Source organism: Clostridium felsineum DSM 794, from assembly GCF_002006355.2.
GTDB classification, from domain to species: domain Bacteria; phylum Bacillota; class Clostridia; order Clostridiales; family Clostridiaceae; genus Clostridium_S; species Clostridium_S felsineum.
Genome location: NZ_CP096980.1, coordinates 1,170,446 through 1,196,467, shown reverse-complemented (window position 1 = coordinate 1,196,467; position 26,022 = coordinate 1,170,446). Strand labels below are relative to the sequence as shown.

Here is a 26,022-nt window from a genome sequence, read left to right as displayed (position 1 = left end):
TTATATATAGATTTACTAATAACCCTAATATAGGATAGATACACTATTCCCCAAATAATCCAAGTAACTACGTAAGTCATAACTACAAATGTTAATACTTCATGTTTTTTTATGTAACTTAAAGTTTTATATTTCAAAATAACACTTCCCTGATATAAAATTATCTGTATTATATTTACATACTATATATTTTATTGTGCAAAATCAACATATTAATTTAATTCCATTCCAAAATCAAAAACAAAAAGCGCCTCAAACACTTGAGACGCTTAAACTTTAATCTATAAAACATGTTAAATATATTTATCACAACATCAAGAACAATATATTATTTTCTCTAAGGAATTCTCATTTAATTAGTCATTGTACTTACTCAACATTGTGTCAATTGTAGAATCTAAATACTCTTTTATTTCATTTGATACTTCATTATCTATTGGAACATTCATAGATATACCATTATTATTTATTTCAACACACATAACGTTATAATAACTTGTATAATTTTCCGAATCTACAATTAAATCATTTGCGCTTTTCAATATTCCTGTATTATTATAAACTAAAATAAATCTACTCATTTTGTAAATATCATCAATCATATTTCTAATTTTAATGTACTTACTATTACTATCTGAAGACATTAATGATGAAAAACATATATTATTTTTGTTTATAAATAATAGCTTTTCCTCTATCTCTTTTTCAATAGAAATTTCACCATTAAGCGGAATATTTATAGGGAATACATCTAAAAGCTCTCCTATATAATTAAACAAATTTACATACTTATTTTTTCTTAAAATGTGTAATGCAAATAAAGGAATATCCGTATCCTTAAAAATAAATTGCATAGCTTTAATAAATATATCGTGTGACATGGTTAGCATTTCCTTATCACTTAATTTACTCCACTTTTCAAGGTTAGAATATTTATATATATATGTTCTAAACCTACGCTCCTTATTTTTTTCATAGAAAGCTTTAAAGATTTTATAAAAGCTTTCTAAATTTAAACCTTTAATAATATCTTCTTCTGATATTGAAACATAGTCATTACTTAAAAGTTTAATATATTCTTTATAAGGATGTTCAACCAAATTATTATTTCCCTTATAATAAATATCCATTAATTTATTTTTCAATACCTCAGAACTAAATCTGTCAAATATTAAATGAGTAGATGACATAAAAAATCTGTATGCTACATCTGAAACCTTTACTAAAATAACTTTTGAAGATAATTTATCTACATTATACATTGATTCTTGTTCGTAACAATCTATTTTCTCTAATAATTTTTCAATAATCTCATCCATTTGAGCCTTACTATATTTACTAATATCTATAAATGGTATTTTTATATTTTTCAAACCATATATTCTTATAAAATTATCATTTATTGAAATACTACTTCTAAGAACATCAAATACAAAATGTAAATCAATCAACGCTTTATTAAACTTTTTCAAATCTATTTTATCAAATAAAGGAATTTCTATAACAGAATTTCTAGCCATTGTACCATAAGAAACTTTCTGAATACCTATAAGTGGATAATCTTTATATTCTGTATTTGAAACTATATCTTGCTCATATACATTCATTTTATGTTCAGCATCTTCTAATACTTGCTCAATTATATTATTTTTCTTAGTGTTAATTATAGCTTCAATTTCTTTTTTATTTTTATAAAGTTCAGACATAAAAATTTCACATATTCCCTCAAATATTTCCTTTATGTCACTCAAACACCAAATTGCACTATCATAATTGAAATCAAATTTTAATTTATCTTCTTCCATGCTTACATTAATGGATAATGAGCTTAAGAAGGAATTCATTTTATCCATATCATTACCACATAAGAATTCAGACATCTTAATATCATGCATAGAACCATTTCCTTCAGCTATGCTACCAACATAATTAATAGTAATTTGTGGCATATTAATATTATTACTAAACTTATCAGTAGCTAATAAGTATCCCATACCTTTATTAGGAATATTATTAATTTCCTTTAACATATTATCTATAGTAGTATTAAGATCTTCTCCTACTTTAAAAATCAAAGGATACATGCTTGTAAACCAACCCACTGTTCTATCAACAAAAACATTATTTATACTGTCATATCTACCATGTACTTCAATATTTATGGCTATTTTCTCCTTGTTGTATTTATTACATACAGCTTTTGCAGTGGCCGCCATTAATATATTATCAATACCGGTATTTAATACTTTATTAGCAAGTACACTTAATCCTTTTAATTCTACATCACTTTCATAATTAAACATTTCACTTTCATTACTTTTTCTTACAATAGGCAATTTCACCTCTTCCACCATATTATTTATATTATTCCAATATTCATTTTCACTATTAAAATTATTTTGATCAATAAATTCCTTAAAACGCTTCACCCATTCATTAAAGGATGCTGTTTTTTGTGGTAAGCGTATAGGTTCATCATTATTACAATAATAATAAGCTGTAAAAATATCCTCTGCAATAATTCTCATTGATACAGCATCAACAACAAAATGATTAATACAAATATGAATATGATCACTGTTTTTTAAATTGAAAACTACTACACTCATTAAAGGACCTGTTTTTAAATTAATTGAGCACTGTGATTTTAAAATGTAATCATTAATTTTTTCTCTTATTTCATTAATGTTTGAATATTCTCTTAAATCATACACCTTAAATCCGAATAATTTGTCTTCCTCGCATTTATCAATAACTGGTGCACCATCTTTAACAATAACTCTTAACATATCATGATGTTGAACAACTGCACTTACAGCTTTAATCATATTTCTTTCTATTACTCTCTCAGGCAATTCAAACATCATAGACATATTAAAATGATTAGGGTTATACAAATTTGATTCTAAAAATAATTTTTGAATAGCTCCTAAAGATACTTCACCATATACTGGAGCATTATTCTCTTCTAAAATCAACTTTTTATCAATTAAATTCATCATTGGACAAATTCCCTCAACAGTCTGATATTGCATAATATTCTGTACCGTAACAATATAACCATTTTCTCTGATATTTGAAATAACTCTAATTGCCTTCAAGGAATCTCCACCTAATTCAAAGAAGTTATCTTTTACTCCTATTTTTTCAACATTTAATACTTCCTCAAAAGCCTTACATAATGTAATTTCCGCTTCACTTCGTGGCTCAATATAATCCAAATTAACATTCACTTTAATTTCAGGTAATGCTCTTTTGTCAATCTTTCCATTAGGTGTAAAAGGCATACTATCTATTTGCATTATATATGCAGGTATCATATACTGTGGAATCAATAGACCAAGCTTCTGTCTAATTTCAGCTATATCTATATCTTTATTAGCTACAATATATGCACTAATTGCTTTATCACCTGGTAAAGGTTCTCTTATAATTACAGCCGCATCTAATACATACTCAATACTTCTAATCGCATCCTCTATTTCTTCAAGTTCTATTCTAAATCCTCTAATCTTTATTTGCTCATCAATTCTTCCTAAATATTCAATATTACCATCAGGAAGCCACCTTGCAAGATCTCCTGAATGATACATTTTTCCTTCACCAAATGGATTATCTACAAATTTTTCATCTGTGAGTTTAGGATTATTAAGGTATCCTCTTGAAACTCCATCTCCAGCAATACATAGTTCCCCAGGTACACCAATTCCACAAAGACATTTTTGATTAAGTATATATATTTGTGTGTTTGATATAGGTTTACCTATTGGCGTTTTAAGCATCTTGTTCTCTATTTTATAGTGTGTAGTAAATGTTGTTGTTTCAGTAGGTCCATACATATTTCTAATGTCTATATTAGAATTTCTATCGGTCAATATACGAATGTGCTCTTCTGAAGCTGCTTCTCCTCCAAACATTAGGTATTTTAACGAATCAAATATAGTACTATCATAACTAATCATTTGATTGAACAGAGCAGTTGTAATAAACATTGTTGTAATTTTATTATCTATCAAATATTTTTTTAATAACTCACCATTCAAAAGTATTGATTTATTAATTAAGTGTAATTTAGCACCATTTAATAAACTTCCCCAGACTTCAAAAGTTGTTACATCAAATGTGAGCTGACACGTTTGTAAAATATTGGTTTTTTCATCCAATAATGTATAATCACAATTTTTAACTAGTTTAACAACGTTTTTATTTTCAATCATAACTCCTTTAGGGTTACCTGTGGTACCTGATGTATAAATAATAATTGCAATATCGTGTGGATTATTTATCATAACTGGATTAACTGAAACACTATCTAAACAGTCTACATCATAAAATTTTATAACTGGCAAATCACTATTTATTGTTAGACTATTTGTAATTATTGCTTTAGGCTTACAATGATTTAATATATAATTAATCCTATCCTCAGGATATGATTCATCAATTGGTACATATGCTGCACCTGATTTAATGATGCCACAAATACCTACAATAACTTCTAAACTTTTATGTGCAATAATTGCTACAACATCATTAGGTTTTACGCCTATCTCTTTAAGCCTCAAAGCAATGCTATTTGCCTTATTATTTAATTCTAAGTAGGTCAATTGTTTATCTTGAAAAACAACGGCAATTTTATCAGGATTTTTATTGACTTGTTCCTCAAAAAGTTCCACTACAGTCTTGTTAACAGGATATTCACGATCAGTATCATTAAATTGTTTGATTATTTGTAATTTTTCTTCTTTAGTTATAACTTCTACCTCACCTAGCCTAATATCTGGTTTACTTATAACTTGATCTAATACCAAAATAAAATGTGAAAGCATTCTTTCTGCGGTTTCTGACTTAAACAAGCTTGTACAATATTGAAGTTCTACAATAAACTCATTATTATTATTTTCTGTTATATCAAATAATAGATCGAACTTAACTACATCTCCTTTATATTCAGAATACTTAGAATCTACTTTAGAGAATTTTATTTCTTCCTTTTCATTGTTTTGGAAAGCAAGCATAACATCGAATAAAGGATTTCTAGCCACATCTCTTTTTATCTTAATCTCTTCAATCAATTCTTCAAATGGATACTCTTGGTTTTCATAAGCTTCCAAACTACTTATCTTCATTTCTTCTAAAAAATCCAAATAAGTTTTTTCGGATTCTATTCTCCCTCGCATGGCAAGAGTATTTACAAAAACTCCAAGCATATTTTCAGTATCTTTATGTGTTCTACCACTTATAGGACTTCCGATTATTATATCTTCTTGTCTGCTATACTTACTTAAAAATACCATTGCTGCTGACAACAAAATTATGTACTCTGTTGTATTTGTTTTTCTAGCAAAATTTTTTATTCTCGATACTAATTCCTTACTAATTGTAGCCTCAATTTCAGCTCCTTTATAGCTTTGTTCTTTAGGTCTAGTATAATCAATAGGTATATCAAGTACAGGAATTTCATCACTAAATTGCTTTATCCAATATTTCTTTTGTGAAGACATATCCCTTTTCCTCATCCATTCACTATAATCCTTATATTGATGTGTTAATTCTTCAAGTTCTTCTCCATTATATAAAGCTGTAATTTCTCTTGTAAAAGTTTCTAGGCTCATACCATCCGATATTATATGATGTGTATCTATCATTAATAAATAATAATTTTTTCTCTTAACTAGCTTTATTCTTACAAGTGGTGCTTTACTTAAATCAAAAGGTCTTACAAAGCTATCCATAAGCTCTGACTCTGAAGTTTCTTCATCTATTAAATATTCATAATCTGCCTTTACGTTATCTAATATCTTCTGTACAGGTTCACCATTCAATATTAAAAATTCCGTTCTTAATATTTCGTGACGATCTATCATTTTCTGAATTGCAGCTTCCATCCTACTTGGATATACTTCTCCTTTAAGTTTTAAACTTCCAGGCATATTGTAAATTGTACTATTATCTCTTATTTTACATATAAGATAAATTCTTTTTTGTGCTGATGACATTTGATAGTATTCCTTTTGTTCTGCTTTAGGAATTGTAACAGCTTTTTTTACTTCTTTTTTATTTATAAAAGTCATTAATTTTTCTACTGTAGGATTACTGAATACATCTTTTATCTCTACTTTACATCCCGTCTTTGCCTCAATCTCATTCACTAATTTCGTTGCCCTAAGAGAATGCCCCCCAAGCTCAAAGAAACTATCTCTAATTCCTACTTTCTTAACTGTAAGTATTTCACTAAAAATATTGCATAACAGCTTCTCCATTCCATCTCTTGGTTCAATATACTCATTTTCAACCTTGGCTTCAATTTCTGGTAACATTCTTCTATTGAGCTTGCCACTATGAGTTAATGGTATTCTATCAAGCTGCATTATATATGAAGGAATCATATAATAAGGAAGACTTTTTTCCATTTCATTTCTTAGTTCATTAAAATTAACTTTTTCCTTGGATACTACATATGCATAAATTGCCGTATCACCAGATTTGTCTTTTCTTACTATCAATGCTGTATCCTGAATATATGCTATATTTCTTATTACACTTTCAATTTCTCCAAGCTCAATTCTAAAACCTCGAATCTTTATCTGTTCATCAATTCTTCCAAGATATTCAATATTACCATCAGGAAGCCAGCGTGCTAAATCTCCTGAACGATACATTCTACCTACACCAAATGGGTTTTTTACAAATTTTTCTTCTGTAAGCTGTTCACGTTTTAAATAACCACGACCAACACCTGCTCCTGCTATACACAACTCACCTGGTACTCCTATTCCACATAGGTTAATTCCATCAAGTATATATATCTGTGTATTTGCAATAGGTTTTCCAATAGGAACTGTTTTACACTCTTTTCCCGTGAACTTGTAGCTGCTAGCATTTACTGTAGTTTCTGTTGGTCCATAAGTATTTACAACTTCACACTTTCCAATCCATTTACTAAGAGTCGTGACATTTGCTGCTTCACCACCAGACTCAAGTACTCTAAGATATGGAAATTTATTAGGATTAAGCTCATTTAATAGCATAGGCGTAAATGAAACTACAGTAACCTTTTTCTCATTACAGTATTTTTCTATTTCTTGTGAATTTCTAATTTTATCATATGAAATCAAGCAAAGCGTACCACCGATTACTAATATGTTAAATATATCCCAAACTGACTGATCAAATATCATATTTGCAGCTTGAAGAACTACATCCTTATTAGTTAGGCCATAATTTTCTGTGTATGCAACAAGTAAATTATGTACACATTCATGTTCAATCATTACTCCCTTAGGTCTTCCTGTTGTTCCCGATGTATAAATAACATATGCTAAATCATTAGATTTATTAATCTTTTTAGGATTTTCAATTTTCCCTGAATAAAATTTTTCATCATAAAGATTAATCAATGGTATTTGTGTATTGATAGACAACTGCTCTTTAGCTACAAGAATTGCCTTTGGTTCACAGTCCTCTATCATATATTGAATTCTTTCCTTTGGGAATTTAGGATCTATAGGAACATAAGCACCACCAGACTTAAGTATAGCAAAAACTCCTATTATTACCTCTATACTTCTTTCTGCCATAATTGCAACAAAATCATTTGGCTTTATACCTATTTCACGAAGATTGTGTGCTAGTATATTAGCTCCTTCATTCAATTCTTTATAAGTTAGACTTTTTTCCTCAAAAACTAAAGCTACCTTATTAGGCGTTTTACTTACTTGCTCTTCGAATAAATCCACTATTGTCTTTTCCTTTGGATATTGAATTTTTACATTATTAAATTCATTAAGTATCTTATTTCTTTCTATATCTGTTATTATTTCAATATCAGATATATTTATATTAGGCTTTTTAACAACTTGCTCGAGCACTAATAAAAATCTTTTAAGTAGTATATTTATGCTTTCCTCTTTAAATAAATCCGTTCTGTACCTTAAAAATATATCAACAATACCATTACACTCAAGTAATTCAAAAGTTATATTTGCTTCTTGTAATTCAGGAATATATTGTATATCCTCTAGTTTTAAACTAGTTTTTTTAATAGAACGTCCTCCTACATTTTCATAAACAAATTCTGTATTAAAAACATTTTGACCTGTTAATTTAAGTTTTTGAATAAGCTTATTATAAGGGTAATTTATATGCTCATAAGATTCTATAAAGTTCTTTTTTACATTTTTTAAAAGTCTCTCAAAAGTTTCATTTGATAAAACTTCATTTTTTAGTATAATTGTATTTGTAAACATACCAATACAATCTTCAAATTCCCCATCAAATCTATTAGTTACTGGTGTACTAATGGCAATTTCATTTTCCCTTGAAGTTTTATGCACTAAAACATTAATTACCGATAAAAGTACCATAAATAATGAAGTACTATTAATTTTAGCTATATTTTTCAGACGCAAAAGCATTTCTGCATCAATTTTACCAATAATAGTATTTCCCGTATAGGTATTATTTTTGACTTCTTCATAATCATAAGGTATTGCTGTAACTTTAGGAACATGATCAAGATTATTAATCCAATACCCTTCATCCTCCTTCAGTTTACTTGAATTTAAATACTCTTGTTCCCATGCAACATAATCTTTATATTGATTTTTTAACTGTGGTAATTCTAAATTTCTGTAGAATTTAGAGAACTCATCAACAAACAAATCCATAGACATACCATCTGCTACTGTATGATGGAAATGAAATACTATTATTTGCTTATTTGTAGCTGTTGTTATCAATAATACCTCTAGAAGCGGTGGCTTAGCTAAATCAAACTTTGATATTGCTTGTGAAATACAATCATTAATTTCCAAATATTCACTTTGAATAATTTGTTTAACTTTAAATTCCCAATTATTAAAAACTTCCTGTACATATTCACCATCCTCTACATACATAGCTGTTCTTAGAATTTCATGTCTTCTAATTATTTCATTTACACTAGCTTCTATTTTTCTTACATTCAATTTTTCCTTAACTATATACGCTGAAATAATATCATAGGGATCTTCTTTGTTCATTAGTATATTTGAATACAAACGTTGTTGAATTATGGACATTGGCATTTTATGTGATTCACTGTTTTTTTCAAAACTATTCTCACTATAACTACCATCCTCTATATTTTGTTTTTTTAACCTGGATCCAGAATCAGGGTCTGTTGGATCTGTAAAATCCCCAAAATATCCAGCAGCTTTCATTTCACCAACAGTTGTTTTAACTGCATTAATTACTTTCTCTATGTCCTCCTCTGTATGTTCTGTTGAGAAGAAACAATTTCTGCCTTCCCACACATATATTCCTTTTTCAAGAAGACCATAATAGAATATTTCCCTATCTAACGTTACATTAAATCTAAACAATGAACCAAAATGATTAATATGAAGTGGAACATTTTCTTCATGGAAAAATTCATTCATTTTATTAACAAATCTACTTGTTTTATCATTTAATTCACTATAAATTGTATCCTTATTTTCTTTAATATGTTTTAAAACTGCATTTGCAGATGCCATTGCCAAAGGATGATGACAAAATGTACCTGCTACAAAAGTTCTCGTATCTTCACATGGAGGTACAGAATTATCACCAAAATACCACATACCACCATCTATACTATCAAGGTACTTAGCTTTTCCAGAAACAACTCCAATAGGCATACCTCCACCTATAACTTTACCATAGGTTACTATATCTGCTTGAACTCCAAAGAATTCTTGTGCACCACCTGACGAAATTCTAAAACCAGTTATTATTTCATCAAAAATTAATGCTATATTATTTTCTTCTGTTATCTTCCTTAACTTATGAAGAAATTCTTTTGGCTGAACATCTGGACGTCTACTTTGAACTGTTTCAGTTAATACACCCGCTATTATATCACTATGCTCTTCAATATATTTTAAAGATTCGTCATCATTATAATCAAGTAAAATTAAATCCTTAACGGAATTTTCTGTTATACCTGGTGCCATTGGAAGTGTTGAATTATCAGGATCTTTAGAATATGTTGGTACTCCAAGTAATCCATCATAAGTTCCATGAAAAGAGCCTTTAAAGCATACAATTTTATTTTTCTTATTAACAGCTCTCGCAAGTCTTACAGCAAACATATCCGCCTCTGTACCTGAATTACAGAAAAATACTCTTTCAACTCCTGTTAATTCTGATATTTGCCTAGCAACCTCTCCACTCAATCTTCCCATGGGTCCTAAAGGCATTCCATTTTCTATTTCTTTTTTCAACGCATTTTCAACAAATTGAGGACAATGTCCAAATAGACTTACACCAAAACCCATAGTTATATCCATTAACTCATTTCCATCAATATCTATTAGTTTTGATCCCTTTCCTTTCTCTGCTATAAGCTGATAAAGCATTTCCTTAAAGATAAAACGGAATCCCGCAGAATTTCTATTGCTTGCATATACATTTCTATATTTTTGTGTATCCTCTTTAGATTTTTTAGTGAGTTTTGTATATTTTTTCTCTATATTTTTTACATATTGAAGCTTAAGCCTTTCTAAAGTTGAATTTTCTTTAAAACTCATTTTTTTATATGGAACATAGTAATCTACTTTTATCTTATCTGTATTGTTATTTTTTGTAGTTTTAGCTTGTTCTTTATATTTTAAATTATTATTTTTTACAGTTTCTACTTCTTTCTTATGTTGATTCATATTTTTATTTATAATTGTTTTTTCATGTGATCTTGTACCGATCCCTACAATATTTTTAAAAATATCGTTCTGATTCTGCATAAGTTCAAATTGCTTTTCAAATAATTTATTTGCTAATTTCATTTCAACAGAACAATTAACATTAGTATTTTCTCCAATATCATAAATATCAGCATCTTGTACATTTATAACTTCTTTAGGTTTAACCTTTAGACCTATATTGTTGGATTCTTCTGTCACGCTAGAAGCAACCATATTATCTGCATTTTCTGAAACTTCAATCTTTTTATCATCTTCCTCAACCTCTAAATGTCCATTTTCTAAAATAAATTGGGCAAGCTTGCCTAAGTTATTAACTGATGTAAATAACTTGCCTATTGATATATCAATATCATACTTAATCTTAAGTTGCTTTCCAAGTGAAGCTAATAATAACGAATCAAATCCAAATGCAAACAATTCTTTATCAGGATCTATTTCCCCTCTCTCCATACCTGTAATCATATGAACCAACTCTACTAATTCTGATAAAACTCTTGTATACATACTCTCATTTACATTAGTGTCTGCCATTTCTTTAATACCTCCTATATTATCTTCTCTCCCTTTTTCAATGTTAATATTTTGTTTAGTGTTCTCTTTCCAAAATTTCTTTCTATTAAAAGGATAATTAGGTAAAAATATTTTTTGTTTTTCATATGATTTATGAAAGCTATTCCAGTTAATTTCTACACCATTTAAATACAATATCTTCAATGCTGTAAGTAACTGTTTATAATCTTCTATGCCATTTCTTAAAGATGGAACAAATATAGCTTCTTCTTTATCCATGCATTGTTCAGCAAGACCACTTAATGTTGCATTTCCTCCTATTTCAATAAATACATTTATACCCATTTTTTTTGCTTCCTCTATAGCTGCTTTATAGTTCACAGTTTTTGACAAGTGTTCTGACCAATACTTTTTTGTTCCCAATACATCTTCTTTCTCAACCTTGCCTGTAACACTAGAAATCATTTTTATCTTAAGCTTTGAAAAAATTGTATCCTTCAAATCATCGCTATATAATTTTTCATATTTCTTCATTATGACTGAATGGTATGGATGAAAAATCTTTAATTCATTTACAAACACTCTTGTCCTTTGCTGCAGAATATCTATTGTTTTGTCCACTTCATCCTTTAATCCTGATATTGTTACATTTTTAAGTGCATTTATAGCTGCAATAGAAACATTCTTACATCCACTAGCATCTATTGCTTCTTGTATTGTTTCAACATCAGTAAGAACTCCTACCATTTTTCCTTCTACATCTACTGATTCCATTAATTTTCCTCTTACCGCTATCATTTTTACTGCTTCATCTAAAGTAATAAGTCCTGCATAGCATGCTGCAGAATACTCACCTATACTATGTCCTATAACCACATCTGGATTTATGTCTGTAGTATTCCATACTTTCGTTAACGCATATTCTACAGTAAAAGTTACAGCTTGAGAGTATATAGGTTTATTTAATTTTTCTCCATTCTCATTAAAAATCGCACTCTTTATTGATATACCTAAAATATTTTCAAATGCTTTATGACATATATCAAAATTTTCTTTAAATTCACTCGAATTTTCATATAATTGTCTTGCTATATTCACATATACTGAGCCTTGTCCTGTAAATAAGAATGCTATTTTTTTCTTTTTAGGCTTTACTTTATTTGAATTATAATTATAAATTTTATCATCCTTTAAAGCCTCTTCTATAGCTTCTATGACCTTTTCTTTTTTATTTCCAACTAAAGCAAATCTGTAATTCAAGTGGCTTCTTGCTATATTAGAAGAATATGCAACATCATTTAACACAGTATCTTTTCTCATTAAATAATTTTTAATACTTTCCATATCATTTTTAAGAGAAGCCTCACTTTTAGTAGAAAGCGTTAATATATTACATGGTATTAAATTCAATCTATTTTCAATCTCTTCAGTTTCTGCCTCCTCCACAATTACATGGGCTAAAGTTCCGCTTATACCAAAACTATTTATTCCTGCTCTTCGTTTTCCCGAGGTTTTGATCCATGGTGTTAATTCCTTAACCACTTTTAATTTGTCCCAATTTATATTTTTATTAGGTTTATCAAAATGTATGCTAGGTGGTATTTGTTTATATTTTATTGAAAGCAATACCTTTATCAAACTTGCTATTCCTGCGGCTGCTTCTAAATGCCCAATATTAGATTTTACAGAACCTATAAGCATAGCATCTTTCTTATTTTTATATGCTTCACTTATAGCTTGTGCTTCAATACAATCTCCTAATGCTGTTCCCGTCCCATGTGCTTCAACATAATCAACATCATCATCAGATATTCCAGCTGAATATATGGCATTCTTTATTACATTTTTCTCTGATATTCCATTAGGTGCAAAAAAACCATTTGATTTTCCATCTTGTCCAATAGACACACTTTTTATCAAAGCTTCTATTTTGTTTTTATCTCTTATCGCATCGTTAGCACGTTTTAATATAACAATTCCACATCCTTCTCCACGACCAAACCCATCAGCAGCATCAGTAAATGTTTTGCATCTTCCATCAGGTGAAAGTGAATTAATTTGAGAAAGTCCCACAAATGCTTCTGGTCCTAAAATCAAATTGACCCCACCTACAATAGCCATATCACATTGACCATTTCTTAAACTATCAACTGCCATGCTCAATGCAGTTAAAGATGATGAACATGCAGTATCACAGGTTATAGCTGGTCCCTTTAAATCATAAAAATAAGATATTCTTCCTGCCGCTGATGTGGGCATAACACCAAATAAAGTATATGGTGTTATATCCTCCTTATTATCAGAAAAAAGCTCTGAGCTAACATATTCAAAGGATTCTTGTCCTATAAATACACCTGTTTTACTACCTTTTAATTTATTAATATCTATTCCTGCATTTTCCATAGCGCCCCAACTTACTTCAAGCAATAACTTATGCTGTGGATCAATTGATTGAGCTTCTTTTGCGGAAATTTCAAAATGTGTATTATCGAATTCCTTTATATCAGTATTTAAAAATGATGCGTATTTGGTATACATTTTTCCGGGACAACTTTTCTCATTACTAAAATATTGATTAACATTAAATCTGCTATTATCTATTTCAGTAACAGCATCAAATCCTTTTGAAAGTAATCTCCAAAATTCTTCGCAATTATTAGCTCCACCAGGAAACATACAATCATATCCAATCACTGCAATTTCCTTTTTATTAGTAGCTTCTTCAAGTTTATAGTTTAATTCATTAATTTTATTAGCTGCTTTTTTTAGCATTTTTTTATAGCTATTTATTTCATTATCATCTATTTTCATTCGCCTTATACCTCTACTTCTCTACCATATATTTATAATTTTCTTGAATCTAAAACAATAGTAATTAGTACACTAGAAATTTTTTTAAAAATCATGTAAGCATGGAATAGATTCCTTAATCTACTCTGTTAATTTTGTTAACTCTTGTAAAATATCATCTGCACTTTCTTCTATAAAATCTTCTTCCTCTTCTGCTTTTACCAAAATAAATTCATCTATTAAATAATTAGTTAATTCAATTAATGTAGGATAATTAAAGAAGGCTGCTACATCAAGATTTATATCTAATAATTTATTCAATTCATTTCTCATGGAAAATATCATTAAAGAATCAGCCCCTTGCTCTCTAAGTCCTATATCGCTAGCTGGTAATTTGCCGTTAGTAAAGCCCATAATTTTACCACACTTTTGCTGAAACTTATTTAACAAAAACTCCTTCTTTTCATCAGAATCCATACCCTTAAGTTTTTCTAATATTGAGTTATTTACATTACTTTTTTGCACTTTATTTTGAGGATATTCACTAATAATTTCAGATAAAAACTTTCTTTGCCAGCCTGTTGGTAAATTAGAATTCATTTTTTCCCAATTAATATCTAAAATTACTATTTCCTCGTATGGCTTTTCAAAATATTGCTCAATTATATTTTCCCCTGTTTCAATAGAAAATGCTTTAATCCCCATTGTAGACATATTTTCATCAATAGATTTATTTTGAGAAGCCATACCACCAGATTGCCATGGTCCCCAACACATTGCATAAGCAATAATTCCATCTTTTTGCATTTGTTTTGCAATTTTATTCATAAAATAATTTGCTGACGCATAGTTACTTTGACCCATGTTTCCAATAATTGATGTCATTGATGAAAGCATTATGAAGAAATCCAAATCTTCTTTATTAAGCGTATTATATACATTTACAGTACCTATTACTTTAGGGGCAAGAACTTTTTCAAAATCTTCCCACTCTTGATCAACAATCATCTTATCTCTTAAAACTCCTGCTGCATGAATAACCCCTTTTATTGGAGGTAATTTTTTTGTAACAATTGTGATTCCCTTATCTAGGCTGTCCTTATCACATACATCTGCATATAAAATTTCTATATTCACACCATTTTCTCTGAATTCATTAATTTGCTCCATAACTTCTATACTTGGTTTATGCCTGCACATAAGGATTAAATTTTTTGCACCTTTTTTTATAAGTTGTTTTGCATAAACTCTTCCTAAAGTTCCAGTACCACCTGTAATCAAATATGAAGCGTTTTCTATAACTGAAATTGGTTTCAATTTTTCTTGTTTGTGACTGTATTGTGCATGTTTAATTAATCTACTAATATATCTTCTTCCTTCACATAAGCATACTTCTTCTAAACTGTTACTTATAAGCTCTTCTATGAAAGTATTACTATCAACACTTTCTGTATCAATATCTAAAATACCATCAAATAATTTTAAATGCTCAATACTCATAACTTTAGCAAATCCCCACAATGCAGCTTGATTTAAATTAATTTTATGGTAGCTATCAGGCTTTTGAACATTTTGAGTTAAAATTTTTATTTTTATATTATCTTTTATATCAATTTTATTAATTACTTTTACTAAGTTTAATAAACCACTTAAACTATTGGTAAGCTTTAATTCTTCTTCATTATTACAATTGACATTAATGCCGCAGCAATATATTATTTTCAATTCTTCAATACGATTTTCATTTATAACATCATTAATCAATTTATCAATATAATCCTTTTTAGTTACATCAATATAATATAAATTAGAGTTTTCCTTTATATATTCATCTCTTTCATATAATGCTGATATAACATTAATATTCTTTTGAGCCAATTTTGAGCTAATGATCTCAGTTATATTCCTTTCATCACCAATTATTAAATAATTTTTAATATTAGATGCCTTGAAATCATTTTTTTCAATTTTCATCCAATCAGTATGATAATACAGACTATTAGAATTATTTTTTATTTCTCTAAGCAAACTACCACGATCTGTCAGTTGTGTCATTATATCATCCATTTTTATAATAGCTTCGCCTTTTGAATTATAAGCTTCTGAATTTGAATATATAATTCCATCACGAAGTTCTGTATTACCATGAACCCATAAATCATTTGATTCTCTGTAGTTGTACTTAATACTACCTAGATAATATGGTATTGATGTTTTTTTAGATTTCTCATCACTTGTATCATTTTTCTCCTTTATTTCATCTAATAAAGCACAAATTTGAGTTTGCAATACAGAATCAATAACACCTGGATACAATTCATACATATCCAAATTGGGCACATTCTCATCTGGCTTTATTAAAGAGATACTTTCTCCTCCTATGCAAGATGTTGTCATTATCCTGCGAAAGCTTATTCCTAAGTTAAATCCACTACTTTTCATCATCTTATATATACCATTTTCAGGTATTACGCTATCCTCTTTTTTAGCTTTAAATTCTTCAATATTTACATTAACATCACTATAAAAGAATTCATCTGATGTTATTACCTCTCCCTGAGCATGCAATAACCAATTTGAATCTGATACTTGTTCATCTCTACTAACTACTTTAAATTTCATTTTCCTGTCTTCTACTTCTTGAAGGCATATTTGAACCAATCTTTCTTCACCTTTATTTACTGCTAAAGGTACCCTCAATTCAACTGATTTAATTACGCAGCTTGCAGGATTTTTAAATTCTTTAACAGCAGATAATAGCATTGAAATATGTGCTGCTGCCGGTGAAATAGGCGTATCAAAAATAATATGTTCCTTCATAAAATATGGTTCATCTGCTTTGAATTTACGTTGGAATACAACTGAATTTTCCATAAGAGGTGATTGAATCTTTTGACCTAATAGTTTATTAACACCAATAATTGGGATACTCTCAGGAGTTTTTCTATCATAATGCAGCTCCTTCCAAAATACACTTTTATCATATGGATAATTAGGTAACGATACCTTATTCCATGACGTTTTTCCAAAGAACTCTACATTATCCCAGTTTATATTTACTCCTGCAATATAAAGCATTGCTATAGTCTCTGCTACTTGAATAGCATCTTCTTTTTTTAAGTTTAATGTTCCCAAAACAATTTTACTTTCACCAAGTATCAACGTGCATAATGCAGATAAAACTCTAGTCGACCCTACTTCCAAGTAAACATAATTTTCATTAGTATTTATGCTTGAAACAGCTTTGTAAAAATCCACTTTTTCTCTTATATGGCTTGTCCAATAATCTGCATCAAGAACTTTTTCTTCATCAATTTGCTCACCATAAAGTGCTGAAACAAATTTAATCTTGGATTTTGAAAAATTAACTTCCTTTGCAATAGCCTTAAAATCATCCATTATCGGTTCCATTAGTTTTGAATGAAAACCATGTGAAACCTTTAATTTACTTACACGAATTCCTCTCCCCTTAGCCTCTTGTAAAACTTTATCAACTGTATCACTATCACCTGATATTACACAAATTCCTTTAGAATTATGTGCTGCAATTGAAACATAACCATCATATTCATTTATCATTTCACTTACAGTCAATTCATCCGCGAATATTGTTCCCATTGATCCACTACCTGGAGCTGAATACATAAGACGTCCTCTTATAGAAACAAGTTTAACTGCATCTTCTAAACTCATAATACTTGCAACTACAGCCGCTACATACTCACCTATACTGTGTCCCATTACAATTTCAGGTATAACTCCATAATTACTCCACATAATATAAAGTGAATATTCAATAGAAAATATCAGTGGTTGAGCATATACAGTTTTTTCAATTATCTCATTACTGGCTTTGTCACTATATAATAAATCCACAACCGATTTAAGTATATATGGCTTAAATAATTTGTCACACAAAATCATAGCATCCCTAAATATTTTATTTGAATCAAAAATTGTCTTTCCCATATTTATATATTGTGAACCTTGACCAGTGAACATGAATACAAGTTTCCTATTCTTTTTAAACAAGTCTCTATGGTTCATATTACAAAAAACATCTTCTGGTTCTGAACCATCATAATACGATTTAAGTTTGTATAAAATCTCTTCCTTTGATTTTCCAACTACTGCAAATCTATATTCAAAATCAGCCCTTCCCCTATTAGCAGAATATATTATGTCAGTAAATTCCTTTTCATTAGAATTTTCTATACGACTGATATATTTCAAAATATACTGACTCAAAGATTTTTCATTTTTTGCAGAGATTTTTAAAACATAATTTAACCCTGTTTCATTTTCTTCTTCATTAAATATATGTTGTTTATATTCTTCTAAAATAACATGTGCATTAGAGCCCCCAAAACCAAATCCACTTACTGCTGCTCTTCTTACATCATTATCTTTTTCCCATTCATAAGGTTTACTTACCACTTTAATTGGTATTTCACTCCAATTAATATAAGGATTTGGAGTATTAAAATTCAAATTAGCTGGTATTAATTTATTTTTAAATGATAACAATACCTTTATAATAGATGCTATTCCAGATGCAGGCTCCAAATGTCCTATATTAGATTTTACTGAACCAATTCTCAATGGATTATCCATATCTCGATTTTTACAGTATGTATCAGCAACAGCATTTACTTCAATTGGATCTCCAAGTTTAGTTCCTGTTCCATGCATTTCTACATAATCAATATCTTGTCCTGATAAATTAGCCTCTTTCAAAGTACTCCTAATTAAATTAGCTTGTGAAACACCATTAGGTGCAGTAAGTCCATTACTCTTCCCGTCCTGATTAATACCTGTTGCATCTATTACTCCTAATATATTATCCTTATCACGTATAGCATCAGATAGTCTTTTTATGAGAATTACTCCACCACCTTCACCTCTACCGTATCCATCAGCACTTGCGTCAAAAGATTTACTATGTCCATCAGGGGATGTGGCATGTAACTTTGTAAATCCTACACTATTACTAGGTGAGACAAGTAAATTTACTCCTGCCACAACTGCCATTTTTGTTTCTGAATTTTTAATAGCTTTACAAGCCAAGTGTAATGCTGTCAATGCTGATGAACAGGCTGTGTCAACCGCAAAACTTGGACCCTCAAACCCAAATGTATATGATATTCTACCACATGCTACACTAAAGCCAATTCCTGTTAATGAATAAGCATCAACTTCACTAAGATCTCCTGAATACAAATGTGACATTAAATACTCATTAGATGATATACCTAAATATACACCTGTATCACTTCCATTATATTTAGTAATATCTAAGCAAGCATTTTCAAACGCTTCCCACGTAAGTTCTAATAACAATCTCTGCTGTGGATCAGTAGCCATTGCCTCTTTAGGTGATATGTTAAAAAAAAGAGCATCAAATTCATTTATTGGGACATTTAAAAAACCAGCTTTTTTACAATACATTTTCCCTGGCGCATTTTCATCTTTATCATAATACTTTTTTAAATCCCATCGTGTTTCAGGAACGTCAACAATTCCGTCAACGCCATCGACCATCATTTTCCAAAATTTATCTATATCATTTGCACCACCAGGGAAACGACAACTCATTCCTATAATTGCAATCTTATCATTTTGGATTTTTTCATTATCTCCCACTTCACTTCTCTCCTTTTCGATATATTTTATATTTTTAATGCTATATATATAATCCACAAATTGATCAATACTCGGATAATTAAATACTGTAGATACTTCTATGGTTATATTTAACTTTGCTTCTATTTCTTGTAAAAAGATAGGTATATTTATCGAAACAATTCCATAATCTTGGAACGTAAGCTTATAATCTGTTACTTTTATTTTGAACATCGTCTCAAGTCTTTCAACAATGATTAAAAGCATTTTCTCTCTTGTTAAATTATCTGATTGATGAAATTGTGTTGGCAACTTATTATTTAAATTATTATGTATTTGCTCAATGATGTAATTATATCTTCCTTGATTAAACATATTGGTAAGCTTTCGTCTTCTAACTTTCCCACTATAAGTTTTAGGTATACTTTCCATTGGAATAACTTCATAAATAATTAATCCATTAACATCATAAATCAATTTCTTGATTTTTCTAGCTATAGAAATAAATTTTTTTATTTCTATAGCATTATCTAACTTAAACATTGTTTCTACAAATGCAATAACAACTTCGGAATTTCCCTCACTGTCCATACCATTGCTAATAACAATCTGTTTAACTATATCGCTAGAAATATTTTTATTTAGAATATTCTCAATATTAATACAAGAATACTTTTTGCCATTTGAAACTACTAATTCTTTTTCTCTTCCTACGATAACTAAATCCCCATCTACTATAAAACCTACGTCTCCAGTATAAAGCCACAAACCTTCTTTAAACACCTTTTTAGTTAATTGAATATTATTATAGTAACCTTTTGTTACACTTTCCCCTCTTACTACTACATATCCTAACGTTTTTTCCGGTAATTCATTATTGGTATCATCAGTAATTCTTAATTCAACGGAACTAATTACTTTTCCCATTTCTAAAAACGTTACTTCATCGTTATTATTAGAAACATAACAATCTACTTTAGTACCAATATCCAGTTCATTATTAAGCAATTTATATGCCTTTGGCTTTGAATTTACACTGCCCGAGGATACCATTGTAGTACTTTCTGCTAGACCATATATTGGTACTACAGCATATGGCGATAATTTATGCACTTTTAACATATCTTTAAATTTATTTATTATTTTTACATTTACTTGTTCACCACCAACAGTTATACTTTTTACACAAGATAAATCCCAATTGAAAGTTATATTAGATTTTTCATATAAGTTCATAAAATGCATGATTGCAAAAGGAATCGTTCCAATTCTAGTTATTCTATACTCATTTACCTTTTCCATCCACAATAATGGATTTTTCATAAAGGTTTCAGTTGAAATCAAATATTGATTAATTCCAAGTACTATAGGCAGTAGATGAAAAATTATTAATCCATAACAATGTGTCAATGGCTGCCACGTTAATATAGTATCTTTAGAACTCATTTCATAATGATCTATAATGCTTTTTATATTAGAAATAATGTTTGAATTTGTTAAAACAACTCCTTTAGGTGTACCTGTTGAACCTGATGAAAATTGTATGTATACAATATCCTTAGGTAGAGAGGAAATCATATCTAATTTATGTTCTGCCTTCTCTAAATTCTCATACTCTAATTTTAGAATATTAATTTTTTTATTTTTAGGGCTATTAGGTAAAATATCTCCTTCAACAAAATCATATAATAAATATGGGCTATTTAAATTATCCAAAATTTTATCAATATCATTATTTTTACTATTAATTGTTGAATCTATAGGTATGGCTATGAATCCACCAATTATACATGCCCAGAAAGCATAAATATATTGTTCTAAATTCTTACAGTTAATTAAAACCTCTGAACCTTTCATGACACCATAGCTTTTCATTACATTACTAATAGCTAGACTTTTTATCATTAAATCTCTATATGAAATATAATGTTCTTCATTCTTATCTTTAATTATTGTTAGTCCATTATTTTTTTTTGCCGATTCTTTAAGAGCTGATAATAAATTATTATTTTCCATTCACTCACTTCCCTTTACAATAACATTCCCAATGTATGTTCTATTTTAGTTAAAAACCGTAAGCGATTTTTCAATTTCAGAAATAATATTATCTACATCTTCAACAATTGAATAATCCGAATAATTAAAAATATTAGCATTTTCATCCTTATTAATAGCTATAGTAATTCCTGCATTTTTAATGCCAACCATATGCTGACTAGCACCTGATACACCTAATCCTATATATATTTGTGGAGAAATATTTTTACCGGATTGTCCAACCTGATACGCCTTTTCAATCATTCCTGCCTCAACGGCTGCCCTTGTTCCTATTACACCAATGCCGTATCTCTCAGCAATATCAAATATTTTATCACGAGTTTGTTTTTTACTAACACCTCTTCCAATACAAAATACAATAGAGTATTTATTAATATCCACATATTTTTTAACTTTAATTTTATTACTCTCAATTATTTCAACAATATCATTATAAGTACGTTTTTTTGAATTCAATTGTATTTTACTTATTTTCCCATCAATTGTCTCATCATATTGCTTTTTTACAAAAACATCTTTTTTTATTGTAGCTATTTTTATATTACAGCTTGTACACTTAATTTTAGCTATAAAAGAGCTATTAACCTCTTCTTTATAGAAGAAAAAATCATTCATAAACTGAATATCAATACAATCTGTAATCACTCCAGATTCAAATCGAGTGGATAATATTGCCGCAGAAGCCTTACCATAACTTGACTCCGAAAACATAATCACTTCTGGCCTTTGCTGATTAATTATTTCAGTGATAATATCTGCAAATTCGTTTACTTCAATTTTTTTAGCACTCTCATATATGATTACAGTATTGGCACCATAATCGATAAGTTTTTTTAATCTTTTTTCATCGTAATTACCTACACATATAGCTGATACATCCTTACAGCACTGATTTGCAAGAAATCTTGCCTTTGTTATAATCTGCAAATTATACTCACTATCATATTCTTTTGCATCACATACAACCAGTATTCCACTAACTGCCATAACACCACTCCTCAATAAATTACATAACAAGGTATAATTCAGATTTTTTTTCCCTCAATTATATCTAAAATTAATCCAGCCTTGTTAGCTATTGTCCCATCAATAACTTTATTTTCTTTTTTGTTAAAGCCATTTTCTATATTTAAAACTTTTGTCTTTGAACCTTTAATACCACATTTAGATATATCCGCTTGAATTTCAGCTGCACCCCATATTGTAATTTTTCTTTGACGTGCTCTTTTCAATGCAATAAGTCGTATATTCGGATGGTAAAGAACAAAATCATTAAATGACACTATACAAGGCATTTTAAATCTTATCTTCGTCATATTGTCATCATCATTTTGCATTACAACAACATATTTATCTTCTAAACTCTCAAACTTTTCTACCCTATTTAAAACAAAATACTTTAAACGTTCTCCAACACCAAACGCTACTTGTCCCGTTGCTCCATCAATAGATTTTTCTCCGAACACTACTATATCTACATTGGAAATTTTCCTTATAGCTTTTGATAACACATAACTAGTTGAAATAGTATCCGAACCAATAAAAGCTTCATCATTAAGTAATATTACTTCGTCCGCACCCATAGCTAATGCTTTTATCATAATACCTTCAGCTTTCATTGTGCCCATGCAAATGCATATTATTGTACATTTTGTTTCTTTTTTAAACTCAATACATTTTTCAAGCGCATATAAATCATATGGATTAATTACAAAACCTTCATTTGAATTATCATTTGAATATACAAACTCACTTTTTACAGCTTTAATACATACAACTATTCGCATACACCCTCCTATTTGCAACACGGTATTTCAGTTGAAAATATTTAATATTTAATATTTATCATGTTATATATAGTATTTTTTTGCATTTCATTGGTCCCTGAATATATACTACAAGCAAGTGCATCACGCATTTCTCGTTCCACATCATACTCTTTAGTGTAGCCATATGCACCAAATATTTGTATTGCATCCCTACATGTTTTTATGTAGTTCTCACTAACGAACAATTTGAACACAGATGTTTCTAAATAAGCTGTACGATTATTATCTTTTAGCCATGCAATTTTATATAGCATAAGCTTAGCCATTTCAATTCTTACTTGCATTTCAGCAATTTTATGAGATACTGCTTGATATTTCTCAATTGCATTTCCAAACTGCTTTCTTTTTTTAGCTTGCTCTAAACAAATTTCCATTATACGCTGCATAGCTCCAACGTGTGGTGCAAACTCATAACATCTTTCCCACTCAATTGCACATGTCATAATATTAGAACCGCGATTAAGCTTACCTATAATATTTTCCTTTGGAACTTTTACATTATTAAATATAATTTCGCTTGTCGGACATGCATTAAGTCCCATTTTTTCTATATCTGCACCACAAGTAACACCCTCATAATCCTTTTCTACAACAAATGCTGTTATCTTTTTTACTGGTTCTGTTTGAGTAACCGCAAATACTATGAAAATATCCGCAATAGGTCCATTGGAAATAAACATTTTTGTACCATTAAGTATATAATTATCTCCATCACACACAGCTTTTGTTTTCATTCCTAGTGCATCAGAACCAAATTCGGCCTCCGTTATAGCAATAGCTCCTATTTTTTCACCTTGAACCATTGATGGAATATACTTGTCCTTTAATAAATCAGAAGCATATAGATTAATAATATTTTGTGCTACCCAAATATGATTATTTATTACAAATACAAATCCATTATTTTTACATGCATAACCCAATGCTTCGAATACCAATGCAGCAGTTAAATAACTTTCTTGCAATCCACCATACTTTTCACTTATTGTTATACCTAAAAGACCAAAATCAGAAACCTTTTTCCACATTTCAAAAGAAAATTTCTCTAAATACTCACTATCATTTAAATCCTGTCTAGCAAAATTTATAACTGACTCTGTATACTCCTTTTGTTCTTTGGTTAATTTAAAATCCATTATTTTACCACCTCCTCATACATTAATTTTAAATATTTTGCCATCGGTCTTTCGTAAGACATATCTGCTTCTAATATACTTACTTTGTCATCTTTCTTAATCTCTTTAAATCCATTAAATTTATAAGTAATATACATTATTTTATTACGATCAGTAGGTACAAATTGAGCTCTCAGCGTTACACCTTCTTCTCTTGCTCTATTTACAATATAATTCAATAAAACATTTCCAACGCCTTTTGACATAACTCTACATGACATTAATAATAATTTTAATTCCCACACATTTTTATTTTTCTCAATAAGAGCTAGTCCTATCTTTCCATATTGACCAAATTTATCATCAAGTTGAACAACTAATACATCATACTTATCTGATTTAATAAAATTTTTCAATTCATCATAAGAATATATATATCCAGTAGAATTAAGTTGATGTGTCCTTACCGTAAGTTCTTCAACCCTTTGTAAATCATTTTCGGTAGCATGATTTATTCTCAAAATCATATTAAGCGTACTTAAAAACTCTTCTTTTGTACCACTAAAGTTTTTTTCAATTCCATTTCTTTTAATATCGTTTTGATACATTTTACGTCTGTTTTTAGAATCACTAGTAATATATTTAGGTATCATCCTATCCATATTTAAAATTTCATTAGCTTTAGCTGAATCTATACACAACACTTCTGGGTGCGTATATTTAACCTCCTCTAGTTCAAATACTTGATCATCAACAAATGCCAAAGTATCCATTCCTATATTTATTAATTTAGCAATATCTTCTATTGATTCTGATTTAGGATTCCAATTTATATGTGGATAAATAAAGTATTCCCATACTCCAAACTCTTCAAGCTTTTGTTTTGCCTGCTCATAGTTATTCTTACTACTTATTGATTGTAAAATACCTCTTTCATCCAGTTCTTTTACTATTTCAATAATATTTTTATTAACACCATCAATACTTTCTTCTGACAAAACCCCTTTCCATAAAGTATTATCCAAATCCCAAACAACACATTTAATTTTTTGTTCAGACATCTACTTATCTACCTCCACATTCTTAAGTTTTGAATTCAGTAAATTTTCAATTGAATTAATATTCTTAAAATTTTCAAGATCAAGTTCATCATTATTTATAGTTACTTCAAATTCTTTTTCAACAAAGCTTACAAGTTGCATGGCAAACAAAGAATTAACAAGCCCCTTTTCAAAAATATTATCATCATCATTAACCTCTGTCATATCCATAAATTTACCAAAAAAGTTTCTAAGTTTTTGTTTTATATCCATATTAATTGCCTCCTTAATAAATATTAAATATATAATTTATATAGCTATTTAAGTAATAATC

7 protein-coding genes are annotated in these 26,022 nt (G+C 29.0%); all 7 read right to left on the bottom strand.

Annotated features, from left to right (window positions below; all coding sequences use genetic code 11):
• Nucleotides 1–356: 356 nt before the first annotated feature.
• The 7 genes from CLFE_RS05655 to CLFE_RS05625 all read right to left on the bottom strand — a co-directional run bounded on the left by CLFE_RS05655 (nt 357) and on the right by CLFE_RS05625 (nt 25,961).
• Nucleotides 357–14,045: a non-ribosomal peptide synthetase/type I polyketide synthase gene (locus tag CLFE_RS05655; protein WP_250944730.1), complete on the bottom strand. Its 13,689-nt coding sequence runs from the start codon at nt 14,043–14,045 to the stop codon at nt 357–359.
• A 120-nt stretch (nt 14,046–14,165) separates the two neighbouring features.
• Nucleotides 14,166–21,662, bottom strand: a complete 7,497-nt coding sequence (locus CLFE_RS05650; protein WP_077893531.1) for a type I polyketide synthase — start codon at nt 21,660–21,662, stop codon at nt 14,166–14,168.
• Nucleotides 21,663–21,707: 45 nt separating this feature from the next.
• The gene (locus CLFE_RS05645) at nt 21,708–22,691 is read right to left on the bottom strand and encodes an electron transfer flavoprotein subunit alpha/FixB family protein (RefSeq protein ID WP_077833169.1); all 984 of its coding nucleotides are present in this window, start codon (nt 22,689–22,691) and stop codon (nt 21,708–21,710) included.
• Between the two features lie 38 nt (nt 22,692–22,729).
• Nucleotides 22,730–23,491, bottom strand: a complete 762-nt coding sequence (locus CLFE_RS05640) for an electron transfer flavoprotein subunit beta/FixA family protein (RefSeq protein ID WP_077833168.1) — start codon at nt 23,489–23,491, stop codon at nt 22,730–22,732.
• Between the two features lie 41 nt (nt 23,492–23,532).
• Nucleotides 23,533–24,669, bottom strand: a complete 1,137-nt coding sequence (locus CLFE_RS05635; protein WP_077893532.1) for an acyl-CoA dehydrogenase family protein — start codon at nt 24,667–24,669, stop codon at nt 23,533–23,535.
• Nucleotides 24,669–25,709, bottom strand: a complete 1,041-nt coding sequence (locus CLFE_RS05630) for an HAD-IIIC family phosphatase (RefSeq protein ID WP_207651381.1) — start codon at nt 25,707–25,709, stop codon at nt 24,669–24,671. Before CLFE_RS05630 ends, CLFE_RS05635 begins: the two co-directional genes overlap by 1 nt.
• Entirely contained in the window at nt 25,710–25,961 is a 252-nt protein-coding gene (locus tag CLFE_RS05625; RefSeq protein ID WP_077833165.1) for an acyl carrier protein, read from the bottom strand.
• Between the last annotated feature and the right edge of the window lie 61 nt (nt 25,962–26,022).

Excerpts from the sequence above, each read along its gene's own strand:
- CLFE_RS05655 (WP_250944730.1), bottom strand. The coding sequence starts at position 14,045 with ATGAAAATAGATGATAATGAAATAAATAGCTATAAAAAAATGCTAAAA.
- CLFE_RS05625 (WP_077833165.1), bottom strand. The coding sequence starts at position 25,961 with ATGGATATAAAACAAAAACTTAGAAACTTTTTTGGTAAATTTATGGAT.
- CLFE_RS05630 (WP_207651381.1), bottom strand. The coding sequence starts at position 25,709 with ATGTCTGAACAAAAAATTAAATGTGTTGTTTGGGATTTGGATAATACT.
- CLFE_RS05640 (WP_077833168.1), bottom strand. The coding sequence starts at position 23,491 with ATGCGAATAGTTGTATGTATTAAAGCTGTAAAAAGTGAGTTTGTATAT.
- CLFE_RS05650 (WP_077893531.1), bottom strand. The coding sequence starts at position 21,662 with ATGGAAAATAATAATTTATTATCAGCTCTTAAAGAATCGGCAAAAAAA.
- CLFE_RS05635 (WP_077893532.1), bottom strand. The coding sequence starts at position 24,669 with ATGGATTTTAAATTAACCAAAGAACAAAAGGAGTATACAGAGTCAGTT.
- CLFE_RS05645 (WP_077833169.1), bottom strand. The coding sequence starts at position 22,691 with ATGGCAGTTAGTGGAATACTGGTTGTATGTGATGCAAAAGAATATGAT.